This is a genomic window from Pseudomonas sp. GL-B-19, from assembly GCF_019956415.1.
Taxonomy (GTDB): domain Bacteria; phylum Pseudomonadota; class Gammaproteobacteria; order Pseudomonadales; family Pseudomonadaceae; genus Aquipseudomonas.
This window is the reverse complement of record NZ_JAHBDK010000086.1, coordinates 130,219-150,712: the sequence shown is the minus strand read 5'-3', so window position 1 is coordinate 150,712 and position 20,494 is coordinate 130,219. Positions and strand designations below refer to the sequence as shown.

Here is a 20,494-nt window from a genome sequence, read left to right as displayed (position 1 = left end):
GCCTACTCCTTGGCGACGCGTTTCATGTCCGCATCCATCATCATGCGGATCAAGGTATCCAGATCGGTCTTTGGCTTCCAGCCCAGTACGCGCTGGGCTTTGGCCGGGTTGCCCAGCAATACTTCCACTTCGGCCGGGCGGAAAAACGCCGGGTCGATTTTCACAAAATCGCGATAGTTCAGGTCGACGTGGTCGAAGGCGATCCGGCACATTTCGCGCACGGTGGTGGTTACGCCGGTGGCGACCACGAAGTCATCGGGCTTGTCTTGTTGCAGCATCAGCCACATCGCTTCGACGTAGTCGCCGGCAAATCCCCAGTCGCGCTTGGCGTCGATGTTGCCCAGACGCAGTTCCTGCTGTTTGCCCTGCTTGATGCGGGCGGCGGCGTCGGTGACTTTGCGGGTCACGAACTCAATGCCGCGCAGGGGGGATTCGTGGTTGAACAGGATCCCGCTGCTGGCGTGCAGGTTGAAACTTTCGCGGTAATTCACAGTGATCCAGTGGCCATACAGCTTGGCCACGCCGTACGGGCTGCGAGGGTAGAACGGGGTGTTTTCGTCCTGCTGCTCGGCCTGGATCAGGCCAAACATTTCGCTGGTGGATGCTTGATAAAAACGCGTATGCGGACTGAATTGACGAATGGCTTCGAGCAGGTGAGTCACGCCCAGGCCGTCAACGATGCCGGTGGTGACCGGTTGGTCCCAGGAGGCGGCGACGAAGCTTTGCGCGGCCAGGTTATAGACCTCGTCCGGGGCCGACTTGATGACCGCGCGCTGCACGGAGCAGGCATCGGCCATGTCGCCGTCCAGGTAAACAATGTCGCCCTCGACGCCCATCTCACGCAGGCGCCAGCGCGAATCGCTGCTGCGTCGCGCCACTAACCCGTGGACTTTATAACCCTTGTCGAGCAGCAGTTTGGCCAGATACGCGCCGTCCTGGCCGGTGATCCCTGTGATCAGTGCACTTTTTGTCATTCTTGTCGTACTCGCTTCTCCCAGTCGGACAGGATCGCCCGCAGGGATTGTTGTGTTGTGATTTCAGGCGCCCATCCTGTGGCCTGTGCAAGCTTGGCAGAGCTACCACAAACGCGACGCTGATCTGCGCGGCGAAGGCGTGTGGGGTCTTGAATCAATTGCATGTCGACCTGGGCGAGGTCCCCCAGTTGTTGGATCAAACTGCGAATGCTCTGCTCGTGCCCCGAGCAGATGTTGTAGACCTGTCCCGTCACGCCCTTTTCCAGCAGCGCCAGGTAGGCCGAAATTACGTCGTTTACATCCAGGAAGTCGCGTGTGACATCGACGTCACCGACTTCCAGTTGCGGCGCTTGCAAGCCTTGTTTGATTCGGCTGATCTGCCGGGCGGCGCTGGCGATGACGAAGCTGTCGCTCTGGCCGGTGCCAATGTGGTTGAACGGGCGGGCGACCATGACTGGCCAGCCTTCGCTCAAGCCCCATTGCAGGCTCAGGAATTCCGCCGACAGTTTGCTCACGGCATAGGGATTGCGCGGGCAGGGTGGCTGGAGCTCGGTTATCGGCAAATCGGTTTCACTGACCTGGCCGTAAACGTCGCCAGAGCTGACGTATAGAAAAGTACCGTTGAAGCCTCGGGCCTTCAGGGCTTGAAGCAGGTTCAGAGTGCCGAGCAAGTTAATGCTGAGCGTGCGCGCCGGATCGCGGAAGGCTTCAGGAACGAAGGTCTGGCCTGCCAGGTGAATGACCGCGTCGGGCATCTCGGGCCACAGGCTTTCGAGACTGCCTGGCTCAGCGAGATCGTAACGTGAAGGGGCAGGCAGAAGCGCCCAATCCGAGGCATCAGCGTTCAGGCGAGATTGGATGTGTTGTCCGACGAATCCACTGAGACCCGTCACGAACAGACGCTTTTTCAAACAGCAGCCCCTTGGTCATTCATTTCGTCCATTCCCCACAGATTTTAAGGAGAGGTCTGACAGACCAGTTGGATTACCGGGTCGAAAGACAGGCGAAATATTTTTGTTGTAGTTGTTTGGTAGCCAATCTGTGCCAATTGCTCGGCAATTTCAACAGGTCCAACCGTGACCAGTCAGTTCTCATTAGAGTCACCCGCTTTATTCTCGCCGGGCGGTTCACGAATCCTCAATGGATGTGTTTAGAATGCCCCTCGTCACGATAACCGGTGTTTGTTTGGGATCTTCCGAGACTCCGCGAATCCGACCATTAAAACAAGAACGTAGACGGGCAAGAAGACGATGGGCGATGACTGGCGAACGCTGGCTCGATCCATGGCTTTGCCGTCATAGAGTGGGGCTGCCGGGATGGCGGTTTCCTCGTGGGATGCCATGAATTTTATTCTTTACTCGGACGTCAACGACGGCTCCATCAGCCAGAGCCTCGGTCGTCCCGAATACAGTTACTACTTCGTGCTCAAGGCGTATCGCCCGGTGCTCGAAAGCCTTGGGCGCGTGCATGTGGTGTCCTCCGCCGCCGAGGTCGATCCCCTCTACAAACAGCTGCTGGCCGCTGGCGAAGACAGTCTGTTCCTGTCATTTACGCCGCCGCAGAAAACCCCGAACGACCTTGAGTGCCCGACGATCTGCGTGGTGGCCTGGGAGTTCGACTCGATTCCCGATGAGCAGTGGGACAACGACCCGCGCCAGGACTGGACGCAAATGCTGGCGCGTCAGGGCCGGGTGATCACGCTCTCCACTCATACCGCCCGGGCGATTCGCAAGGCCATGGGGGACGACTTCCCGGTGCTGGTGTTGCCCACGCCGTTGTGGGAAAACTTCGCGGACATTCGCCGTCAGCACACCAGTGTCCCGGTGAACGTCGGTTCGACGCTGGAGATCAAGGGCTGCATTTTCGATACGCGTACGCTGGGGCTCAGCGCCGATGCACTGATTCCCGTGGTGCCGACCGCCGAGGAACTGGCCGCGCGCGAAGCCGAGCTGGAGGCGTTGAAGCCACCGCCGCTGACACTGAAACGCCGCTTCGTGATTGCCCGGCATTACCTGCACATGTGGCGCCGGAACATGGGCAAAACGCTGCCGATTCCGGTGCATCGCACGCACTTTCTGAGCCAGTGGTACTGGGAAGGCATTCGCGATTTGCTCTCGGATGCGGCACATGCTCGAGTGGCCGAATACCTGCCAGCCATCGCCGGCCCGCAGACGATTGTCGTGCCAGAGCCTGAACCGCGCCAATGGCCAGACACCACCTCGTTGGTAGAAACCCGGGTCGACGGCGTGGTCTACGTCACCGTGTTCAACCCGCGTGACGGTCGCAAGAACTGGCATCAACTGATCACCGCATTCTGCTGGGCCTTGCGCGAAACGGCTGATGCCACCCTGGTGCTGAAGATTACCCAAAGCGATCTGTCGTCCTATTACGACGAGCTGATGACCTTGCTCGCGCAGCTCTCGCCATTCGCCTGTCGGGTGGTGGTGATGCACGGTTACCTGGACGATCCGCAATACGCCCGGCTTTATGAAGCCGCCAGTTACTACGTCAATGCCTCGCGCTGCGAAGGCCTGTGCCTGCCGTTGATGGAGTTCATGGCCAGTGGTAAACCGGTGATCGCTCCAGATCACACGGCCATGGAGGATTACATCGATGAGCGCGTCGCGTTTGTGGTCAAGTCCAGCGAAGAGCTGACCATCTGGCCGCAGGACACGCGGATCATTTACCGAACGCTGCGTTATCGCCCGGACTGGGGTTCGCTGAAAACCGCTTACGAAAACAGCTACCGGATGGCCAAGGCGCAACCGGTGGAATATCAGCGCATGTCCCTTGCCGCCGTCGAACGTATGCACGATTACTGCGCTTTCGCTCCGGTGCAGAAGCGCCTGGCGGATTTTTTCGGGCTGGCGCCACAGGTGTTGCCGGCAGTGAACGTGACGGATAACGCCGCATGCTGATCATCATTCATTCGGAAACCAACCAGCACACCATTGCTCAGAATCTGGGGCGTTCGGAGTACAGCTATTACTTCGTGCTCAAGGAGTACCGGCCGGTGCTGGAACGATTGGGGCGAGTAGTAGAGGTCAGCGACCCACAGACCGAAGTCGATGCCTTGTACCTCGATTGCCTGGCCCGTGGTGAAGACTGCGTGTTCCTTTCGTTCTCGCCGCCGCATCGCACACCGATCAATTTCGCCTGTCCAACGCTGCCGGTGTTCGCGTGGGAATTCAGCACCATCCCCAACGAACCCTTTGCCGGTGATCCGCTCAATGACTGGCGCACCGTGTTGCGGGCATCGGGTGCGGCGATTACTCATTCCAGCTACACCGTTGATGCAGTGCGCGAGGCGATGGATGCCGACTATCCGATCGTCGCGGTGCCTGCCCCGGTGTGGGACCGGTTTTCCGAGCGCGGTGCGCAATTGCAGCGTCAGCCTCTGGCCCACCAGGTGCGTTTGAAGATCAAAGGGTTGCTGGCAGACAGCCGCGAACTCGACTTGCGAGCCTTTGGGCCTGCGTCATCGCGCGAAGGTGTGGGCATCGATTTCGCGGCCCCACCGAGTGAACACGAGTTGGTCCTCGACGGTGTGATTTACACCTCGGTGTTCAACCCCGGCGACGGACGCAAGAACTGGGAAGACATGCTCAGTGCCTTTTGCGTGACGTTTCGCGAGGTTGAGGACGCAACGCTGGTGCTCAAACTGACGCACCACGATGCCGAAGAAGCGCTGACCGACATCCTTCACCACTTGTACAAAAACCAGTCTTACCGCTGCCGGGTCGTGCTGATTTACGGCTACCTCGCGGATGCGGATTACGAGCGTCTGGTGCAGGCCACCAGCTACGTGGTCAACACGTCCTACGGCGAAGGCCAATGCCTGCCACTGATGGAGTTCATGTCCTGTGGCAAACCGGCGGTGGCGCCACGGACCACGGCAATGATCGATTACCTGGATGCCGACAATGCGTTCCTGATCGACTCCACCGATGAGCTCACGGCCTGGCCCCATGACCCGCGCCGGGCGTTTCGTACCCTGCGTTACGTGACCAATTGGGCGTCGTTGTGCCGGGCTTACCAATCAAGCTATGACGTGGCCAAGGGTGACCCCGACCGTTACGCGCAGATGTCCGTGCATGCCGTGGCCAGCCTCAAGAAATTCTGCAGCCAGGCCACCGCCGAGCAGCGGCTTAAGGTGTTTTTTGAGCACCTGTTCGAGCACCGTGCCGTGGAAACCCCTGAAGCATGATTCGCGCATTGGTCAGACGTTTCTTTCCTGAAGCGAAGCCTGCGCCCGCGCCGTTACCGGTTACGCCCACCCGTGTGTCGCCAAGAGAAGTGGGCTTGCACGATGCAATGCATGACGGCTGGTTTTCGGGCGACAGCGGCGAAATGCTCAAAGGTTTTGCCATTACTGCCGACGACACCTTACTGGATGTCGGCTGTGGCGAAGGGGTCGCGACCCTGTTTGCGGTGCGTCAAGGTGCGTCGGTGATCTTCACCGACAGTGAGCACGACAAGGTCCGCGATCTGGCGCGGCAAGTGGACGCGCAGTCGGATAAAGCCAATCTCGGTCTGGTCAGCAACAGCCTGCCACTGCCGCTTGCCGATGGTTGCGCGAGCAAAGTGGTGTGCATGGAAGTGCTAGAGCACATCGATCAACCCGAGCCGTTCATGGCCGAGTTGGTGCGTATGGGCCGGCCAGGTGCGCTGTATCTGCTCAGCGTTCCTGCGCCGGTGGGCGAGCATTTGCAGAAGGGCATCGCCCCGGCGAGCTACTTCCAATCACCCAATCATGTACAGATTTTTACCCCTGAACGCTTCGCCGCACTGGTCGAGGACGCGGGGTTGGTGATCGAGCATCGCCAGGCCACCGGGTTTTTCTGGGTGATGGGCATGATCTTCTTCTGGGCCAGTGAGCGTGCCGCCGGGCGCGATCTGGGCGGCGCAGTGCGTGACCGCATCCAGGCACCGTACCCGCCGCTGATGGAAAGCTGGGCGAAAACCTGGCAGGACTTGCTGGCGCAACCCAACGGTTTGGCGATCAAGCAGATGCTCGATCAGTTCATGCCCAAGAGCCAAGTGATCATCGCGCGTAAACCGGTTGATGCCGATGCAGCGTCCAGGAGGACGGCATGAGTAATGACAAACGGATCATGGACATCGAGTTGTTGCGCGGCATTGCGGTACTCGGCGTGCTGTTTCATCACCTGCAAGACAGCCTCTTTGCAGCCTCGGTGCCTTTGCTGCAAACCATCACCGCGTTCGGTCAGCCATGGTGGGGCGTTGACCTGTTTTTCGCGATCTCCGGATTTGTCATCGCACGCAGTTTGATCCCGGCGTTGCAAGGTTGCAGTACCCGTCAGGAGTACTGGCAGCAGACGCGCAATTTTTGGCTGCGCCGGGCCTTTCGATTGTTGCCATCGGCCTGGTTGTGGCTGGCGCTGATGTTGCTGGCTTGCCTCTTTCTAAACCGCTCCGGCGCGTTCGGTACGCTGCACGCCAACGTGCAGGCGACACTGGCCGGTGTGGCGCAATACGCCAACTTCCGCTTCGCCGACAGCTTCTATCACTACGAATACGGCACCAGTTTTGTGTACTGGAGCCTGTCACTGGAAGAGCAGTTCTACCTGCTGTTCCCCTTGCTGATTCTGGTCTGCCGCAAGCATCTGGTCTGGGCCTTGCTGGCGCTGGTCGCGGTGCAATTGTTCACGTTGCGCACACCGATCCTGATGGTGGTTCGCACCGATGCACTGGCCCTCGGCGTGCTGTTGGCGATGTGGAGTGCGCAACCTTCGTTCCTGCGCTGGGAACCGACGTTTTTGCGTCGCCCATGGGCCGGTGTTTCGGCGTTGATTGTGCTATCACTGGCGCTCAGTTTCATGGCGACTGATCGCTTTACGTTCACCCAATACCGCATCGGTGTGATTGCCGTGTTGTGCGCGGTGCTGGTCTGGGTGGCGTCCTATAACCGTGATTACCTGATGCCTCGGGGCCTGCTGAAGAATCTGATGACCTGGGTCGGCAGCCGGTCCTACGGGATTTACCTGATCCACATCCCCGCTTATTTACTGGTGCGCGAATTCACTTTTCGTTTACAGGCTGGCGGGTTGCCCAATCCGGCGGGTCATCCAATCCTGACGTTGCTGATGGCTGGCGGCCTGATTGTGCTGCTGAGCGAACTCAACTACCGCTACATCGAAATGCCCATGCGCAACCGCGGCGCCTCGCTGGTCAAGCGCCTGAGCACATCCCGAACAGCCGTCCCATCCTCTGGAGCTACCTCATGCTGAGCCTTTTGAAGAAACTCACGGCGGGCACGCCCGCTCCCGCGACGCCTGCGGCAGACAAGGTCGAGAAAGTCGACCCGTACATGCTCGGCCTGCACGACGCGATGCTCAGTGGCTGGTTCAATCAGCAAACCGGCGAGCTGTTCACCGGTTTCCCGGTGAGCGCCGATGACACGCTGCTGGATGTGGGCTGTGGTGACGGCGGTAACGTGCATTTCTGCGGCATGCGCGGGGCGAAGATCATCATCGCCGACATCGACGCCGCCAAGGTCGAATCCACCCGTCAGCGCCTCAGTGACACCCCGGCCCGCGACGTCGAATGTCACGTCACCGACTGCAATCCGCTGCCGATTGCCGATGCCACGGCCACCCGCGTGGTGTCCACCGAAGTCATCGAGCATGTGGACGACCCGGCGCAGTTCCTCGCCGAGCTGGTGCGTGTCGGCAAACCGGGCGCGCTGTATTTGCTCAGCGTTCCGCACCCGAGCTCCGAAGACCTGCAAAAGGACATCGCCGCGCCGGAGTATTTCCAGAAACCGAACCACATTCGCATCATCAGCGAAGAGCAGTTCAAGGCGATGGTCAGCGACGCTGGCCTGGAAGTGCTCAGCCACAGTCAGTACGGCTTTTACTGGTCGATGTGGATGCTGCTGTTCTGGGAAGCCAAGGTTGACTTCAGCAATGCCGACCACCCGTTGCTCAACCACTGGGCCGATACCTGGCAAGCGGTTTTGAGTTCGCCTCGTGGCGCGCAGATCAAGCAGGCACTGGATGCGGTCGTGGCGAAAAGTCAGGTGATCATTGCCCGCAAGCCGATGGCATAGACCTCTAAGTAGCAGCTGCCGAAGGCTGCGTCCGGCTGCGCAGCAGTCGTAAAATCAGGCGCTGCGGTTTTTCAGATAGACCGTACATTCAGGATTTACGACTGCTACGCAGCCGGACGCAGCCTTCGGCAGCTGCTACAAAGGTCCGCTTTGGCTCAAAGGTTTCTCATGATGTTTTTCACGCGTTTGATCGCCTTGTTGGCGGCGCTGGTACTGCTCAACGGTTGCGAGCAACAAGACGCGCCACCGCTCGATCAGCAGCTCTACGTCTGGCAACGGCAATGGACGCCGGCCCATGACGTTGCCCTGCGCGACAGTCGTGCGGACTTTTCGACGCTACGGGTGCTGGCCTTGCAGGCGTTTCCTCAGGCCGGTTGGCGTCGGGCGCGAATCGATCCGGGGCTGCTCAAACGCGATGGGCGGCCGCTGATTGCGGTGATTCGTCTGGATGGTCAGCTCAAGTCGTTGGACCAGGACGAAGTAACGGCGCAGATTCAACAGGTGCTCAGCGACTGGCAAGAGCAGGGGCTGACGTTGTCCGGCGTGGAAATTGACCACGATGCGGGCAACGCCCGACTACCGGCCTATCGAACTTTTCTGGCGCAGCTGCGTGCAGTTTTACCGGCGACTTTGTCGCTAAGTATTACGGCGTTACCGGCGTGGCTGGACAGTCCCGAGTTGCCGGCTCTTCTATTGACTGTCGATAGCAGCGTGTTGCAGGTGCACGCGGTGAGCGATCCACGGCGCGGGCTGTTCGACCCGGATCAGGCGCGAAAGTGGGCCAGAAACTGGAGTCGCCTCACGACGAAACCGTTCTATCTGGCGCTGCCGGCCTATGGTGTGGCCCTGTTGCCAAGCGCCAGTGGCGCACCGGTTGTGGAAAGCGAGGTGCCGGTGGGGCGGGGCGGCGAGCGCCGGGAACTGCTGGCTGATCCGCGGCAACTGAGCACACTTGCCGCTGAGTTGCGCGCCGATCCGCCGGCTCATCTGGCCGGCCTGATCTGGTTTCGCCTGCCGTTGGCGGGCGACCGCCGGGCCTGGAGCCTGACAACCCTGGGCGCGGTGGCTCGCGGTGACACGCTCGACAATCGCTTGAGTGTGAAACTTAGTGCGCAAGACGGCCTCTATGACATCAGCATCAGCAACCACGGCAACCTCGACACTGCTTGGCCTGAACGCGTGACCCTGGCCGTCGAGGGCTGTGATGGCGCCGATGCGCTGGCCGGTTATGCGTTGCAACAGAGCCCGGATCTGCTTACCTTCACCCGCCTTAGCGACGGCCGGATAGCGGCCGGTGGACAGCGAGCGGTCGGTTGGGCGCGCTGCACAAAAATTGATCAAGGAGGTTCGAATGTTCACCCGTAACTGGCCCCGCCATCTGCTCTGTTTGAGCCTCAGCTTGCCGCTGGGTTCGGCGCTGGCCTGCGGCCCGGACTTCCCGATGCGCCTGCTGGACAACCGAGGCCAGTCGCTGGCAGAGCTCCCCGAAGGTAACTTCCAGTTTGAGATCAATCGTCTCGGGCAGGCGATCACGGGGCTCAAACATGTTGCGCAATCTCCCAACAGCATGGAGGCGGCTGACTACATAGAACAGCGAGACACCGCCGAGCAGGCAGGACTAACGGCGGAACAGCAAGCGCTGGTGAAACAACTGCGCAGCCTGACGGATGCGCATCAGGTCGAAGAACAAGGCACGAGCCTGCCGGCCGAGCTCAGGCTGTATCTGGCGGGCGCTGTGGCGTTCAGTGCGGGCAATCATGGATTGGCCGCCGACTACTTCCGGAAAGTGCTGGCGTTGCCGGCCGATCAACGTGCCTTGCGCAGCACCTGGGCGGCGTACTCGCTGGGCCGGGCGCTGTTTGCCATGAGCACCGAGGCGCAAGCGTCGCCCGATCTGCTGGCGCAGGCGCGAACGGCGTTCGAGCAGACCCGTCAGCTGAGCATCGACGGCTTCAGCGACCCACTGGAGCTGGGTGTCGCCAGCCTCGGCGAAGAAGCTCGCGTGGCCCGTACCGCCGGCGACTGGGACAGCGCCATCGAACTCTACGCCGCGCAAAACCTCCACGGTTCAGCAGTCGGTTACACCTCGTTGAAGCTGTTGATGGCGGATCTGTTGGCGATGCCGGACGATCAATTGAGCGCGCTGCTCAAGGATAAACCGGTGCAACAACTGGCGACCGCGTCCTTGATCAGCCGCCTGGGCTGGTCATTCGGTGAACAACCAGCGAACGAATTGAAACTGATCAAACTGCTGCAAAGCAGCACGCGCGGCAGCCTGGATAACGCGGATCGATTGGCCGCGATGAACTATCAACAAGGTGATTACGCCAGCGCCAAGGCCTTCCTCGAGCACGCCGGTGACGGCGGCCTGGCGTGGTGGTTGCGAGCGAAACTGGCGTTGCGCGAGGGCGATAAAAACGCAGCGGCTGCGGCGTATGCCAAGGCGGCTCAGGCGTTCCCGCAGAATGAATCGTGGGGTGATCGCCGGACGCCGGACTTTGATTACGAGACGCTTCAACCCAAGTGCCGGGTCGAGGGTGAAAGTGCGATTCTGGCGCTGCAACGCGGGGATTATCTGCAAGCATTCGATCAGCTGTATCGTAGTCAGGGTATCTACTGGCTCGATGCCGCGACGGTGGCCGAACGGGTGCTGACCGTCGATGAACTCAAGCATTACGTCGACACGCAGGTGCCTGCGCCACCTCCGTTGAGCCAAGAGGATCGTGACAACTACGTACCGCTTCCGGTGGCAGCAAAATTGCGCAATCTGCTCGGACGCCGATTGCTGCGCGAAGAGCGATACGACGAAGCGCTGGCGTATTTCGACAATGCCGATCTACAGAAAAAAGCCCGGTTGTATGCGCAGCAACGTCAGCTGGCGGACGCCGCGTGGTGGCCGACCAAACGCGCCGCTGCCCTGTTCAATGCAGCCTGGACGGCGCGCGAGTGGGGGATGGACATTCTCGGCTACGAAATGGCTCCCGACTACGCCACGTTTGGCGGCAATTACAGCCTCGAAAACACTGATCTGAAAGTCGGACCATTAGTCGCCGAAGGTGAAGTTCAGCGCCAGCAAGCCAGTGCCGCCAAACCCGATGAGCGCTATCACTATCGCTTTGTGGCCACGGCATTGGCCAATCGCGCCGCCGATAACTTGCCTCACACCAGCCAGGCCTTTGCGGCGGTGCTGTGCGCAGCGGCGGGCTGGAACAGCAGCCTTGAAGAGCAAAGTGCTCTGTACCAACGCTATGTGAAGGAAGGACCTTATGTGGATTGGGCGGTGAATTTCGGTCACCAATGCCCTTATCCCGACTTCGAAAATGCCAGCAAACGTTACGTGACCCAGGCAACTGACGCGACGCGTTCGGTACTGCGGCCCTACAAGCGGCCATTGCAATACGGCGCTGTCATCGCCGTGACGGCAGTGGCGTTGCTGCTGATCAACCGTCGCCGCCGTCGTCGGGTGCAGTAAGGCTTACGCCTGTTGCACGAAGGTCAGCCGCACCGCGAAGCCGATCAACAGGCTGCCAAACAGCCATTGCTGGAGCCGCTGGGCTGAAGGACTGCGTTGCAGCCAACGGCCCAGCGCCGCGCCGACCAGCGCATAGGCGCTGTCGAAGATGAAGCCGACACTGACCAGCACCATGCCGAGGATCGCGAACTGCGTGAGCACTGATCCTGCGTGTGGATCGATGAACTGTGGCAGCAGCACCGAGCAGAACAGCAGCGCCTTGGGATTGAGCAGATTGGTGAACAAGCCGCGCTGGATCGCCACTGTCCAGCGTGGCTTTGCTGCTGTGGCGTCAGTGCCGTCCAGGTTCGGCAGCATCGTGGTGCGTAGGCATTGAATACCGATCCACAACAGGTACGCGGCACCGGCCAGACGCACCACATCGAAGGTCCACGGCGCGGCCTTGAACAACGCCGCCAACCCCAGCGCGGCCAATGCAACGTGACAACCTCGGGCAATGCCCAGGCCTATCGCGGTTGCCAATGCCGCCGCTTTACCCTGACGGGCCCCGGTTTGCAGCAGCAGGATCATGTCCGGTCCGGGCAGCAAATAAACTACCGCCAGTGCCATGAAAAACAGCCAGAGTCCTGCCATGTTGCGCCCCTTTCGTTGTCGATTCGGTAGGGCCAGTCTAGGGCGCAAGGGCAGGGCAGGTGGTTGCGTAGTCAGCTTCTAAAGTATGGAAAATTGGCATAACCTGCTGCTTCAACATGATCTAGCCATCAGGATCTGCCAAAACATGAAACTGGACGCCTACGACCGCAAGATCCTCGCGGCCCTGCAACGGGACGGTCGATTGAGCAATGTGCAATTGGCCGATGAAATCGGTCTGTCCGCCTCGCCCTGTTTGCGTCGGGTGCGGATGCTGGAGGAGGCCGGGGTGATTCGCGGCTATCAGGCTAATCTGGATCGCGACGAGGTGGGGCTTGGGCTGACGGTGTTTGTCGGGGTCAAGGTCGAACGGCACAACGACGAGCAAGCTGAAGCCTTTCGCGTGGCCGTGACGGCACTGCCGGAAGTGATTTCGGCGTTTCTGGTGTCTGGGGAATCGGATTTTCTACTGCAAGTGGTGGTGCCGGATTTGCGCGGGTATGACCGCTTTCTTACCGAGCGGCTGCTGAAGTTGCCAGGTGTGAGCGATATTCGCAGTAATTTTGCGATTCACACGGTGAAGACGCCGGGGGCGTTGCCGTTGGGGCATTTGCCGCTTTAGACCGAGTCGGCCCCATCGCGAGCAAGCTCGGCTCCCACACTGGTTTTGTGAACGCCACAAATCACCTGTGGGAGCCGAGCTTGCTCGCGATGGCGGTAGACCGGAAAACGAAAAACTCAAAGCCTTACATCTGCGTCGCCATCCCCTCCACATTCATCGCCGCCTGGCGCAACGCCTCGGACCGTGTCGGGTGTGGATGGCAAGTCAGCGCAATGTCCTCGGCCGAGGCGCTGAACTCCATTGCCACGCAATACTCGCCAATCATTTCACTGACGCTCGGACCCACCAGGTGGACGCCGAGAATTTCATCCGTGCGTTCATCGGCCAGCACTTTGGCGAAGCCTTCGGTCTCGTGGTTGATCTTGGCCCGACTGTTGGCGGTGAATGGGAATTTGCCGACCTTGTACGCGCGACCTTCGGCCTTGAGCTGCTCTTCGGTCTTGCCGACGCTGGCCAGCTCCGGTTTGGTGTAGACCACACTGGGAATCAGGTTGTAATTCACTTCACCGGCCTTGCCGACGATCTGTTCCACGCAGGCCGTGGCTTCGTCTTCTGCCTTGTGGGCGAGCATCGGCCCGGACGTGACGTCGCCGATCACCCACACGCCCGCCGCTTCGGTGCGGTGCCCTTTATTGGCGAGCATGCCGCGCTTGTCCGTGGCGAGGCCGACGTTTTCCAGCCCAAGGCCTTGGGTGTAAGGCCGGCGACCGATCGACACCAGCACGTAATCGGCCTCCAGCAACTCGGCGGTGCCGCCCGCCGCCGGTTCAATGCTGAGCTGAACACCGCTCGCCGATGCAGTGGCGCGGGTGACTTTCGAACTCAACTTGAAGGTGATGCCTTGTTTACTCAATGAACGCTGTAGTGTTTTGCCGGCCTCAACGTCCACACCTGGGCAGATGCGGTCGAGAAATTCGACTACCGTGACTTGAGCACCCAGGCGCCGCCACACAGAGCCCAGCTCCAGGCCAATGACGCCGGCGCCGATCACCACCAGATGCTTTGGTACTTCGGTCAGCGACAGCGCGCCGGTGGAGTCGAGGATGCGTTGGTTATCGATGTCGACGCCCGGCAGGGGAGTGGGCTCGGAGCCGGTGGCGATGATGATGTCTTTGGCGCTCAGCTCGGTCTTGCCGCCGCCACTGTCGGTGACCGTGACTTTGCCTGGCCCGTCGATGTAGCCCCAGCCCTTGATCCAGTCGACTTTGTTTTTGCGAAACAGAAACTCGATGCCCTTGGTCAGCCCGGTAACGCTTTCATCCTTTTGTTTCATCATCTGAGCGAGGTTGAGGATGGGTTTGACCTCGATGCCCAGGTTGGCGAATTCCGAACCCATGGCCGCGTCGTAGAGTTCGGACGCGTGTAACAGCGCCTTGGACGGCATGCAGCCGACGTTCAGACAGGTGCCACCGAGGGTCGCGCGACCTTCGACGCATGCTGCTTTCAAACCCAGCTGGCCTGCACGGATCGCTGCGTTATAACCGCCGGGGCCACCGCCCAGAATCACGACGTCGTAGCTGCTCATGGATGGACTCCTGAAGTGAAGGGATCGGGCTGGTTAAAAGTAGTAGCTGGCTAAAATTACGAACGTAATATGTGCGCTTCGCGTTGTTTCGGTCAAGGCTTCAGCCAAGCGAAAGGTTCAGCGTTTTTAGATAGAGGGATTTAGAACAGAAATTTCACCGCTTTCGTTATACCGTAACGAAATGCGGTGTCCGCGTTGAATAAACACTGGGGTGGTATGCAAGTCGATCTCGAAGTCGATGGCGCGCAAGTAGCAGGGTTGCCGCGCTTTCAGCAGGCGGTCTTTCAGGGGCGACGATTGCGTCAGTTCGCCATTGGCCTGAGTGCTTTGGCAGCGCTCGGTCTGGTATTGGCGTTATTTGTCGGATTGTTTGCGCCACAGTCGCTGTGGGGCGCATTGCTGGTAAATCAGAGCGCCGCTTTGCTGGTGCTGGTTGCCGGTCTGCAATCAGCCTGGTGGGTTACGCGGTGGCGTGCACAGACAATGAACCCGACGCCACCTGTGGTGGCCGTTGACGAAATTGTTGCGCCTGAAGGTTGGTATGAGCGATTGCTGGATGGGCTCAGTCGGCGCTCGGTACGCATGCTTGGCCAGATCGGCGCGCCAACGCTCTGGCTCGGCGGTTGGGCGCTGTTGACCTTGTTCAGCATCAGTCAATTCTGGAACCTCGCGTTACCGCCCGCAGCGCTGGGGTTATCGGCCAGTGTCGGGGCTGCTCTGGCGTTGCTGCTGGCGTTCGGTTTGCTGGTTGCTGAGCGGCAACTGGCTCAGGAAAACGTCGCCCAATGGCCAGAGGCCGGTGCACTGGCGCAACTGACTCGGGTGGCAATCATTTGCCTGGTGCTAGGCGCATTGTGTCTGTTGTTCGCCAGTGAAACATCGGTGTGGCCAGTGCGATTGGCGGTGCTGATCGGTTTACTGCCGGGGTTGGTCGCAGTCGAGTTGCTGCTGCGTGCGGTGTTGTCGCTGTTCAGTCCACAGCGCGAACAACTCGAACCTGCATTGCTGGCGCGCAGTTTTGTCGCTGACATGCTGCGCTGGCCACCGCAACCGCTGCTCGCCTTGCAGCACGAATTGCACAATCGGTTCGGCATCGACTTGCGGCAAATCTGGGCGTTCACTTACATGCGCCGGGCGTTTTTGCCGGTGCTGGCGGTGGTTGCCGTCGTCGGCTGGTCACTCACCGGCATTCACGAAATACCGTTGCAGGGGCGGGGTATCTACGAGCGTTTCGGCAAACCGGTGGAGGTGTTTGGTCCTGGTTTGCACGCCGGCTTACCTTGGCCTTTGGGTCGAGTGCTGAAGGTTGAAAACGGCGTGGTCCACGAGTTGGCCACCAGCGTTGGCGAAGCGTCGGCACCGGTTGTACCCGAGCCCGCGGAAGGCCCAGCGCCTGCGATTGCCAATCGGTTATGGGACGCCAGCCATGTGAACGACAAATCTCAGGTCATCGCCAGCAGCCGTGCCGACAAGCAGAGCTTCCAGATCGTCAACATGGACGTGCGTTTCGTCTATCGCATCGGCCTGACCGATCAAGCGGCGTTGGCGGCGACCTACAACAGTGCCGATGTACCGACGCTGATTCGCAGCACCGCCAGCCGGATTCTGGTGCATGACTTTGCCTCGCGAACCCTTGACGGTTTGCTCGGCGAGGACCGGGTAGGGCTCGCTGAAGAGATCGGTCGTGCCGTGCAGGCTGACCTGCAGAAACTGGACAGCGGTGTGGAAATTCTCGCCACTGTGGTAGAGGCGATTCATCCACCGGCCGGCGCTGCCAATGCTTATCACGGTGTGCAGGCCGCGCAGATCGGTGCTCAAGCATTGATCTCACGGGAACGCGGTGCCGCCGCCGAGGCGACCAATTTGGCGCAACTGCAAGCGAGTATTGCGCGCGATCAAGCGACCGCCAGTGCCCATGAAATCAACGCCACGGCACAGGCAGCGGACCTGAAATTCAGCGCGGAGCAGAAAGCCTACACCAGCGCCGGTCAGGCTTTTGTGCTGGAGCAATACCTCAGCCAACTGAGCCAGGGCCTGGCCAACGCCAAGCTGCTGATTCTTGATCATCGTCTGGGTGGCAGCAGCAATGCGCCGACCATCGACCTCCGTACTTTCACGCTGCCGGCTGATCCTGCGTCGCCGCGTACGAGCGCCCAGCCAGGAGCTACCCATTGAGCCAGTCGCACACACACGATCACGATGACCACACCGGCCACGATCACGGCCATGGCGGACATCACCACGGTCACCACCATCACCACCACGGCGATCCACAAGAAGCCGGCCCGTTTCCCTGGCGGCGCATGGGCTGGGCGGCGCTGCTCGTGGCGTTTGCCATCGCTGCCGCAAGCCTTGTTCAAGTGCGTTCGGGGGAAGCCACCGTGATCACGCGCTTTGGCAATCCATCGCGGGTTTTGCTGGAGCCGGGTCTTGGCTGGCGTTGGCCGGCCCCGTTTGAAGCGGCCATTCCTGTCGACTTGCGGCTGCGCACCACCTCCAGTGGGTTGCAGGATGTCGGCACTCGCGACGGTTTGCGCATCATCGTTCAGGCTTACGTGGCGTGGCAGGTGCAGGGCGATCCGGAGAACGTGCAGCGCTTTATGCGCGCGGTGCAGAATCAGCCGGATGAAGCGGCGCGGCAGATCCGCACCTTTGTCGGCTCTGCGCTGGAAACCACGGCTGCCAGTTTTGACTTGGCGAACCTGGTTAACACCGACGCCAACCAAGTTCACATTGCCGACTTTGAGGCGCAACTTCGTCATCAGATCGATCAGCAGTTGCTTACTACCTATGGCGTGCGTGTGCTGCAAGTCGGCATCGAGCGTCTGACTCTGCCGTCGGTAACCTTGACCGCCACTGTGGATCGCATGCGGGCCGAGCGTGAAACAATCGCCACCGAACGCACTGCAATTGGCAAGCGCGAAGCCGCGCAAATTCGTTCCGCCGCTGAGCGGGATGCGCGAATCGTGCAAGCCGATGCAACGGTGAAAGCCGCTGATATCGAAGCTCAATCGCGTGTCGAGGCCGCGCAAATTTACGGCCGTGCGTATGCCGGCTCTCCGCAGCTGTACAACTTACTGCGCTCACTCGACACCTTGGGCACCATCGTTTCGCCGGGCACCAAACTGATATTGCGCACGGATGCTGCGCCATTCCGGGTGTTGGTTGACGGACCGCCGACTCTCGAAAACAAGTCCGGGTCGCAGCCATGAGTTTAGTTCCACGTGGAACACATGAGTTAAGTAGCCCTTGGATTCAGGCTGGGCGCCTGGCTTTTCTCGCGCTTTACGCGGTGACTGTGCTCGCCGCGTTAGCCTGGGCGTTCTCCAATGTGCGACAAATTGATCCACAGAATCGCGCGGTGGTCCTGCATTTCGGTGCGCTGGATCGCATCCAGAACGCCGGTTTGTTGTTGGCATGGCCGCGACCTTTTGAGCAGGTGGTTTTACTGCCGGCGGCAGATCGCATTATCGAACGTCGAGTGGAAAACCTTCTGCGCAGTGATGTTGCCTTGCAGGCTGATCGCGCTGCCACGTTTGCCACGCCGCTCAGTGATGCACTCGCCGGTTCCGGCTATTTGCTGACGGGTGATGCCGGCGTGGTGCAACTCGATGTGCGGGTGTTCTACAAAGTCACCGAGCCGTATGCCTTTGTGCTGCAAGGTGAACATGTGCTGCCAGCGCTGGATCGGCTAGTCACCCGCAGCGCTGTGGCCCTGACCGCGGCGCGAGATCTGGACACCATTCTGGTGGCGCGTCCGGAACTGATCGGCGCCGACAATCAGGCGGCTGAACGACGTGAACGTCTACGCGGTGATCTGGTGCAAGGCATCAATCAACGATTGGCCGAGCTGACAGCAACAGGGCAGGGGTTGGGTATTGAAGTCGCGCGAGTCGACGTGCAATCGAGTCTCCCCGGCCCTGCGGTGAACGCTTTCAACGCAGTATTGACCGCGAGTCAGCAGGCCGACAAAGCCGTGGCGAACGCGCGCACCGAAGCCGAGAAGGCGACCCAAGCCGCCAACGAACAAGCGGATCGAACGCTGCAAGTGGCCCATGCCCAAGCTAGTGAACGGTTGGCAAAAGCGTCTGCCGACACCGCCACCGTACTGAGCCTGGCCACGGCGCAACAGCAGGGCACCGACCCGCAAATGCTGCTGCGTATTTACCGTGAGCGGATGCCGAAAATTCTCGGTCAAGCCGGCTCCGTGACCACCGTCAATCCGAAAGATGATTCCCGCCTGATCATTCAGGGAGCTGCACAATGACCGCGCAAACCGCCGCCGCACCGAGCATGTTGTCCTCGGCCGAACAACGTAGCGCCGCTCGCCAACTGACGCTGGCCATGCTCGCCCTGGGTCTGCTCGGGCTCGGTCTGATCTGGCGCTGGTTGTCGCCGGAGCAGACCGGCGTTAGCCAATTGCTGCTCGGGTTTGCATCGCTGTTGGTGGCCGTGCCGGTGATGCGTTCGGCGTGGTATAGCCTGCGTTACCCGAGCTTGCACGGGATCACCGACCAGTTAATCGCGCTCGCCATGCTCGGCGCCTGGGCCACGGGTGATCTGCTGACCGCCGCGTTGTTGCCGATCATCATGATTTTCGGCCATGTGCTGGAAGAGCGCAGCGTGATCGGTTCTCAGGAAGCGATTCATGCTCTTGGCAAACTCACCCGCAGTCATGCGCGCAAGGTTCAGGCCGATGGCTCGGTCCTCGAAGTCGACAACAGCACCCTCAAGGCCGGTGACCTGGTAGAAGTGCGTGCCGGTGATCGCGTACCGGCGGATGGCCGGGTGTTGTCCGGTCAGGCGAGCCTCGATACCGCTTCGATTACCGGTGAGTCGGTGCCGATGGAAGCCGGCGTTGGCATGCCGGTGTTCGGAGGCGCGATCAACCTCGATGGCCTGCTTCGCATTGAAGTGACCCGCACCGGTAATGAATCGACCCTGGGCAAAGTCATCGCGCTGATGCAAAGCGCCGAACGCTCCAAGCCACCGATTACTCGCTTGCTGGAGCGTTATGCCGGCAGCTACATGGTGCTGGTGTTGTTGCTGGCCGCAGTGACTTGGTTTGTCACCAACGACGCCCAAGCAATGCTCGCGGTGCTGGTCGCGGCGTGTCCTTGTGCGCTGGTGTTGTCGGCGCCGGCGACGGCCATTGCCGGGGTGGCGGTGGCGGCGCGGCACGGCATTTTGATCCGCAGTTCGGCGTTTCTTGAAGAGCTGGCAGACCTGACGTCGTTGGTGGTGGATAAAACCGGCACGCTGACGTTTGGCACCTTGCGCTTGCAGTCCATCGAAGGTCCGCTGGTAGACCGCAGTCACGTCTTGAAACTGGCCGCCAGCCTTGGTTCGGCCAGCAGTCATCCGGTCAGTCGAGCACTCGCCGGGCTGGTCACGCAGGAGGATTTTCTGCTGCTGTCGGACATCCACGAGCGCCAGGGTTTGGGCGTGGTGGCCATGACCGAGCAGGGCGAGGCCGCACTCGGTCGCCCGGAATTGTTCGCGCAATTGGGCATTGCTACGTCGGCGGTTCCTGAACATGACGGCCCGATAGCAGGATTGGCGCTTAACGGTGAGTTTCTCGCCTGGCTATTGCTGGCCGACAGCGTCAAACCCGAGGCACGATTTGCTTTGAGTGAGCTGCGAGAGCTTGGCCTGGGTCGGCAATTGCTGCTCACCGGGGATCGGCAGAGCGTCGCGCATACGCTGGCGCGCGATGTCGGAATCAGCGATGTCGAAGCGCAGGCGTTGCCTGAGGACAAGCTCAATCGCGTGCTTAAAGAAATTGGCAGCGGCTTCCGACCGATGGTGGTCGGGGACGGGATCAACGACTCACTGGCGCTCAAGGCCGGTGTCGTGGGTGTCGCAATGGGCGCGGGCGGGGCAGACATCGCATTGGCCTCGGCCGACATCGTGTTGATCGGCAGCGACCTGCGTCGGCTCGGCACCTGTGTGCGCTTGAGTCGCCAATGCCGCCAGACCTTGCAGGTCAATGTGATCATTGGTTTGGGCTGGACACTGGCGATTGTTGCCTTTGCCGCTTTTGGCTGGCTCGGTGCGGCAGGGGCGATGATTGCAGCGTTGCTGCATAACTTGAGCACGTTGCTGGTGCTGGGCAACGCCGGACGTTTGCTGCGATTTCAGGAGCCTTTGCTCAAGCTCAAGGAAGACAACTGAGAGAATCGAAAACTTTTTGCAGGCC

General features: G+C 60.4%; 16 protein-coding genes. 12 read left to right on the top strand and 4 right to left on the bottom strand.

Annotated features, from left to right (window positions below; translation table 11 throughout):
• Nucleotides 1–2: 2 nt before the first annotated feature.
• Both gmd and KGB06_RS27390 read right to left on the bottom strand, forming a co-directional pair.
• The gene (gene gmd, locus KGB06_RS27395; RefSeq protein ID WP_223521337.1) at nt 3–974 is read right to left on the bottom strand and encodes a GDP-mannose 4,6-dehydratase; all 972 of its coding nucleotides are present in this window, start codon (nt 972–974) and stop codon (nt 3–5) included.
• Nucleotides 971–1,885 (bottom strand): GDP-mannose 4,6-dehydratase, encoded by a 915-nt coding sequence (locus KGB06_RS27390; protein WP_223521336.1) that lies wholly within the window; start codon nt 1,883–1,885, stop codon nt 971–973. The genes gmd and KGB06_RS27390 overlap by 4 nt, the downstream gene beginning before the upstream one ends.
• A gap of 429 nt (nt 1,886–2,314) precedes the next feature.
• Here KGB06_RS27390 and KGB06_RS27385 point away from each other — a divergent pair, with 429 nt between their 5' ends.
• The 7 genes from KGB06_RS27385 to KGB06_RS27355 all read left to right on the top strand — a co-directional run bounded on the left by KGB06_RS27385 (nt 2,315) and on the right by KGB06_RS27355 (nt 11,518).
• On the top strand, nt 2,315–3,892 hold the full coding sequence (locus KGB06_RS27385; RefSeq protein WP_223521335.1) for a glycosyltransferase: 1,578 nt from the start codon (nt 2,315–2,317) through the stop codon (nt 3,890–3,892).
• On the top strand, nt 3,886–5,181 hold the full coding sequence (locus tag KGB06_RS27380) for a glycosyltransferase (RefSeq protein ID WP_223521334.1): 1,296 nt from the start codon (nt 3,886–3,888) through the stop codon (nt 5,179–5,181). The genes KGB06_RS27385 and KGB06_RS27380 overlap by 7 nt, the downstream gene beginning before the upstream one ends.
• A complete protein-coding gene (locus KGB06_RS27375) occupies nt 5,178–6,071 on the top strand; it encodes a class I SAM-dependent methyltransferase (protein WP_223521333.1) in 894 nt (297 codons plus the stop codon). The genes KGB06_RS27380 and KGB06_RS27375 overlap by 4 nt, the downstream gene beginning before the upstream one ends.
• Complete coding sequence (locus tag KGB06_RS27370) at nt 6,068–7,225, top strand: acyltransferase family protein (RefSeq protein WP_223521332.1); 1,158 nt, start codon at nt 6,068–6,070, stop codon at nt 7,223–7,225. The genes KGB06_RS27375 and KGB06_RS27370 overlap by 4 nt, the downstream gene beginning before the upstream one ends.
• Complete coding sequence (locus KGB06_RS27365) at nt 7,219–8,046, top strand: class I SAM-dependent methyltransferase (protein WP_223521330.1); 828 nt, start codon at nt 7,219–7,221, stop codon at nt 8,044–8,046. The genes KGB06_RS27370 and KGB06_RS27365 overlap by 7 nt, the downstream gene beginning before the upstream one ends.
• 168 nt (nt 8,047–8,214) lie before the next feature.
• Nucleotides 8,215–9,411: a DUF3142 domain-containing protein gene (locus KGB06_RS27360; RefSeq protein WP_223521328.1), complete on the top strand. Its 1,197-nt coding sequence runs from the start codon at nt 8,215–8,217 to the stop codon at nt 9,409–9,411.
• Nucleotides 9,398–11,518 (top strand): hypothetical protein, encoded by a 2,121-nt coding sequence (locus tag KGB06_RS27355; RefSeq protein ID WP_223521327.1) that lies wholly within the window; start codon nt 9,398–9,400, stop codon nt 11,516–11,518. The genes KGB06_RS27360 and KGB06_RS27355 overlap by 14 nt, the downstream gene beginning before the upstream one ends.
• Nucleotides 11,519–11,521: 3 nt before the next feature.
• On the opposite strand, the gene KGB06_RS27350 is transcribed toward KGB06_RS27355, so the two are convergent.
• Nucleotides 11,522–12,151 (bottom strand): LysE family translocator, encoded by a 630-nt coding sequence (locus KGB06_RS27350; protein ID WP_223521326.1) that lies wholly within the window; start codon nt 12,149–12,151, stop codon nt 11,522–11,524.
• Between the two features lie 145 nt (nt 12,152–12,296).
• Between KGB06_RS27350 and KGB06_RS27345 the strand changes: the two genes are divergently transcribed.
• Nucleotides 12,297–12,770: an Lrp/AsnC family transcriptional regulator gene (locus tag KGB06_RS27345; protein WP_027926238.1), complete on the top strand. Its 474-nt coding sequence runs from the start codon at nt 12,297–12,299 to the stop codon at nt 12,768–12,770.
• 124 nt (nt 12,771–12,894) lie between these two features.
• Here the strand turns inward: KGB06_RS27345 and lpdA are convergent, their stop codons facing one another.
• Nucleotides 12,895–14,295 carry a dihydrolipoyl dehydrogenase gene (gene lpdA, locus KGB06_RS27340; RefSeq protein ID WP_223521325.1) on the bottom strand — a complete coding sequence of 467 codons (1,401 nt, stop codon included), beginning with the start codon at nt 14,293–14,295 and terminating at the stop codon, nt 12,895–12,897.
• A gap of 216 nt (nt 14,296–14,511) precedes the next feature.
• On the opposite strand from lpdA, the gene hflK (KGB06_RS27335) reads away from it, so the two are divergent.
• The 4 genes from hflK (KGB06_RS27335) to KGB06_RS27320 are packed head-to-tail and all read left to right on the top strand — an operon-like array spanning nt 14,512 to nt 20,469.
• On the top strand, nt 14,512–16,470 hold the full coding sequence (gene hflK, locus KGB06_RS27335; RefSeq protein WP_223521324.1) for a protease modulator HflK: 1,959 nt from the start codon (nt 14,512–14,514) through the stop codon (nt 16,468–16,470).
• Complete coding sequence (hflC, locus tag KGB06_RS27330; protein WP_223521323.1) at nt 16,467–17,507, top strand: protease modulator HflC; 1,041 nt, start codon at nt 16,467–16,469, stop codon at nt 17,505–17,507. Before hflK (KGB06_RS27335) ends, hflC begins: the two co-directional genes overlap by 4 nt.
• A complete protein-coding gene (gene hflK / locus KGB06_RS27325) occupies nt 17,504–18,562 on the top strand; it encodes a protease modulator HflK (protein WP_223521322.1) in 1,059 nt (352 codons plus the stop codon). Before hflC ends, hflK (KGB06_RS27325) begins: the two co-directional genes overlap by 4 nt.
• Entirely contained in the window at nt 18,559–20,469 is a 1,911-nt protein-coding gene (locus tag KGB06_RS27320; protein ID WP_223521321.1) for a cation-translocating P-type ATPase, read from the top strand. The genes hflK (KGB06_RS27325) and KGB06_RS27320 overlap by 4 nt, the downstream gene beginning before the upstream one ends.
• The last annotated feature ends 25 nt before the right edge of the window (nt 20,470–20,494 follow it).

Bases quoted from the DNA above. Each gene is read 5' to 3' on its own strand.
- KGB06_RS27375 (WP_223521333.1), top strand. From the start codon at position 5,178: ATGATTCGCGCATTGGTCAGACGTTTCTTTCCTGAAGCGAAGCCTGCG.
- KGB06_RS27350 (WP_223521326.1), bottom strand. From the start codon at position 12,151: ATGGCAGGACTCTGGCTGTTTTTCATGGCACTGGCGGTAGTTTATTTG.
- KGB06_RS27385 (WP_223521335.1), top strand. From the start codon at position 2,315: ATGAATTTTATTCTTTACTCGGACGTCAACGACGGCTCCATCAGCCAG.
- lpdA (WP_223521325.1), bottom strand. From the start codon at position 14,295: ATGAGCAGCTACGACGTCGTGATTCTGGGCGGTGGCCCCGGCGGTTAT.
- KGB06_RS27370 (WP_223521332.1), top strand. From the start codon at position 6,068: ATGAGTAATGACAAACGGATCATGGACATCGAGTTGTTGCGCGGCATT.
- hflK (WP_223521324.1), top strand. From the start codon at position 14,512: ATGCAAGTCGATCTCGAAGTCGATGGCGCGCAAGTAGCAGGGTTGCCG.
- KGB06_RS27320 (WP_223521321.1), top strand. From the start codon at position 18,559: ATGACCGCGCAAACCGCCGCCGCACCGAGCATGTTGTCCTCGGCCGAA.
- KGB06_RS27345 (WP_027926238.1), top strand. From the start codon at position 12,297: ATGAAACTGGACGCCTACGACCGCAAGATCCTCGCGGCCCTGCAACGG.
- KGB06_RS27365 (WP_223521330.1), top strand. From the start codon at position 7,219: ATGCTGAGCCTTTTGAAGAAACTCACGGCGGGCACGCCCGCTCCCGCG.
- KGB06_RS27380 (WP_223521334.1), top strand. From the start codon at position 3,886: ATGCTGATCATCATTCATTCGGAAACCAACCAGCACACCATTGCTCAG.
- hflK (WP_223521322.1), top strand. From the start codon at position 17,504: ATGAGTTTAGTTCCACGTGGAACACATGAGTTAAGTAGCCCTTGGATT.
- KGB06_RS27355 (WP_223521327.1), top strand. From the start codon at position 9,398: ATGTTCACCCGTAACTGGCCCCGCCATCTGCTCTGTTTGAGCCTCAGC.
- KGB06_RS27360 (WP_223521328.1), top strand. From the start codon at position 8,215: ATGATGTTTTTCACGCGTTTGATCGCCTTGTTGGCGGCGCTGGTACTG.
- gmd (WP_223521337.1), bottom strand. From the start codon at position 974: ATGACAAAAAGTGCACTGATCACAGGGATCACCGGCCAGGACGGCGCG.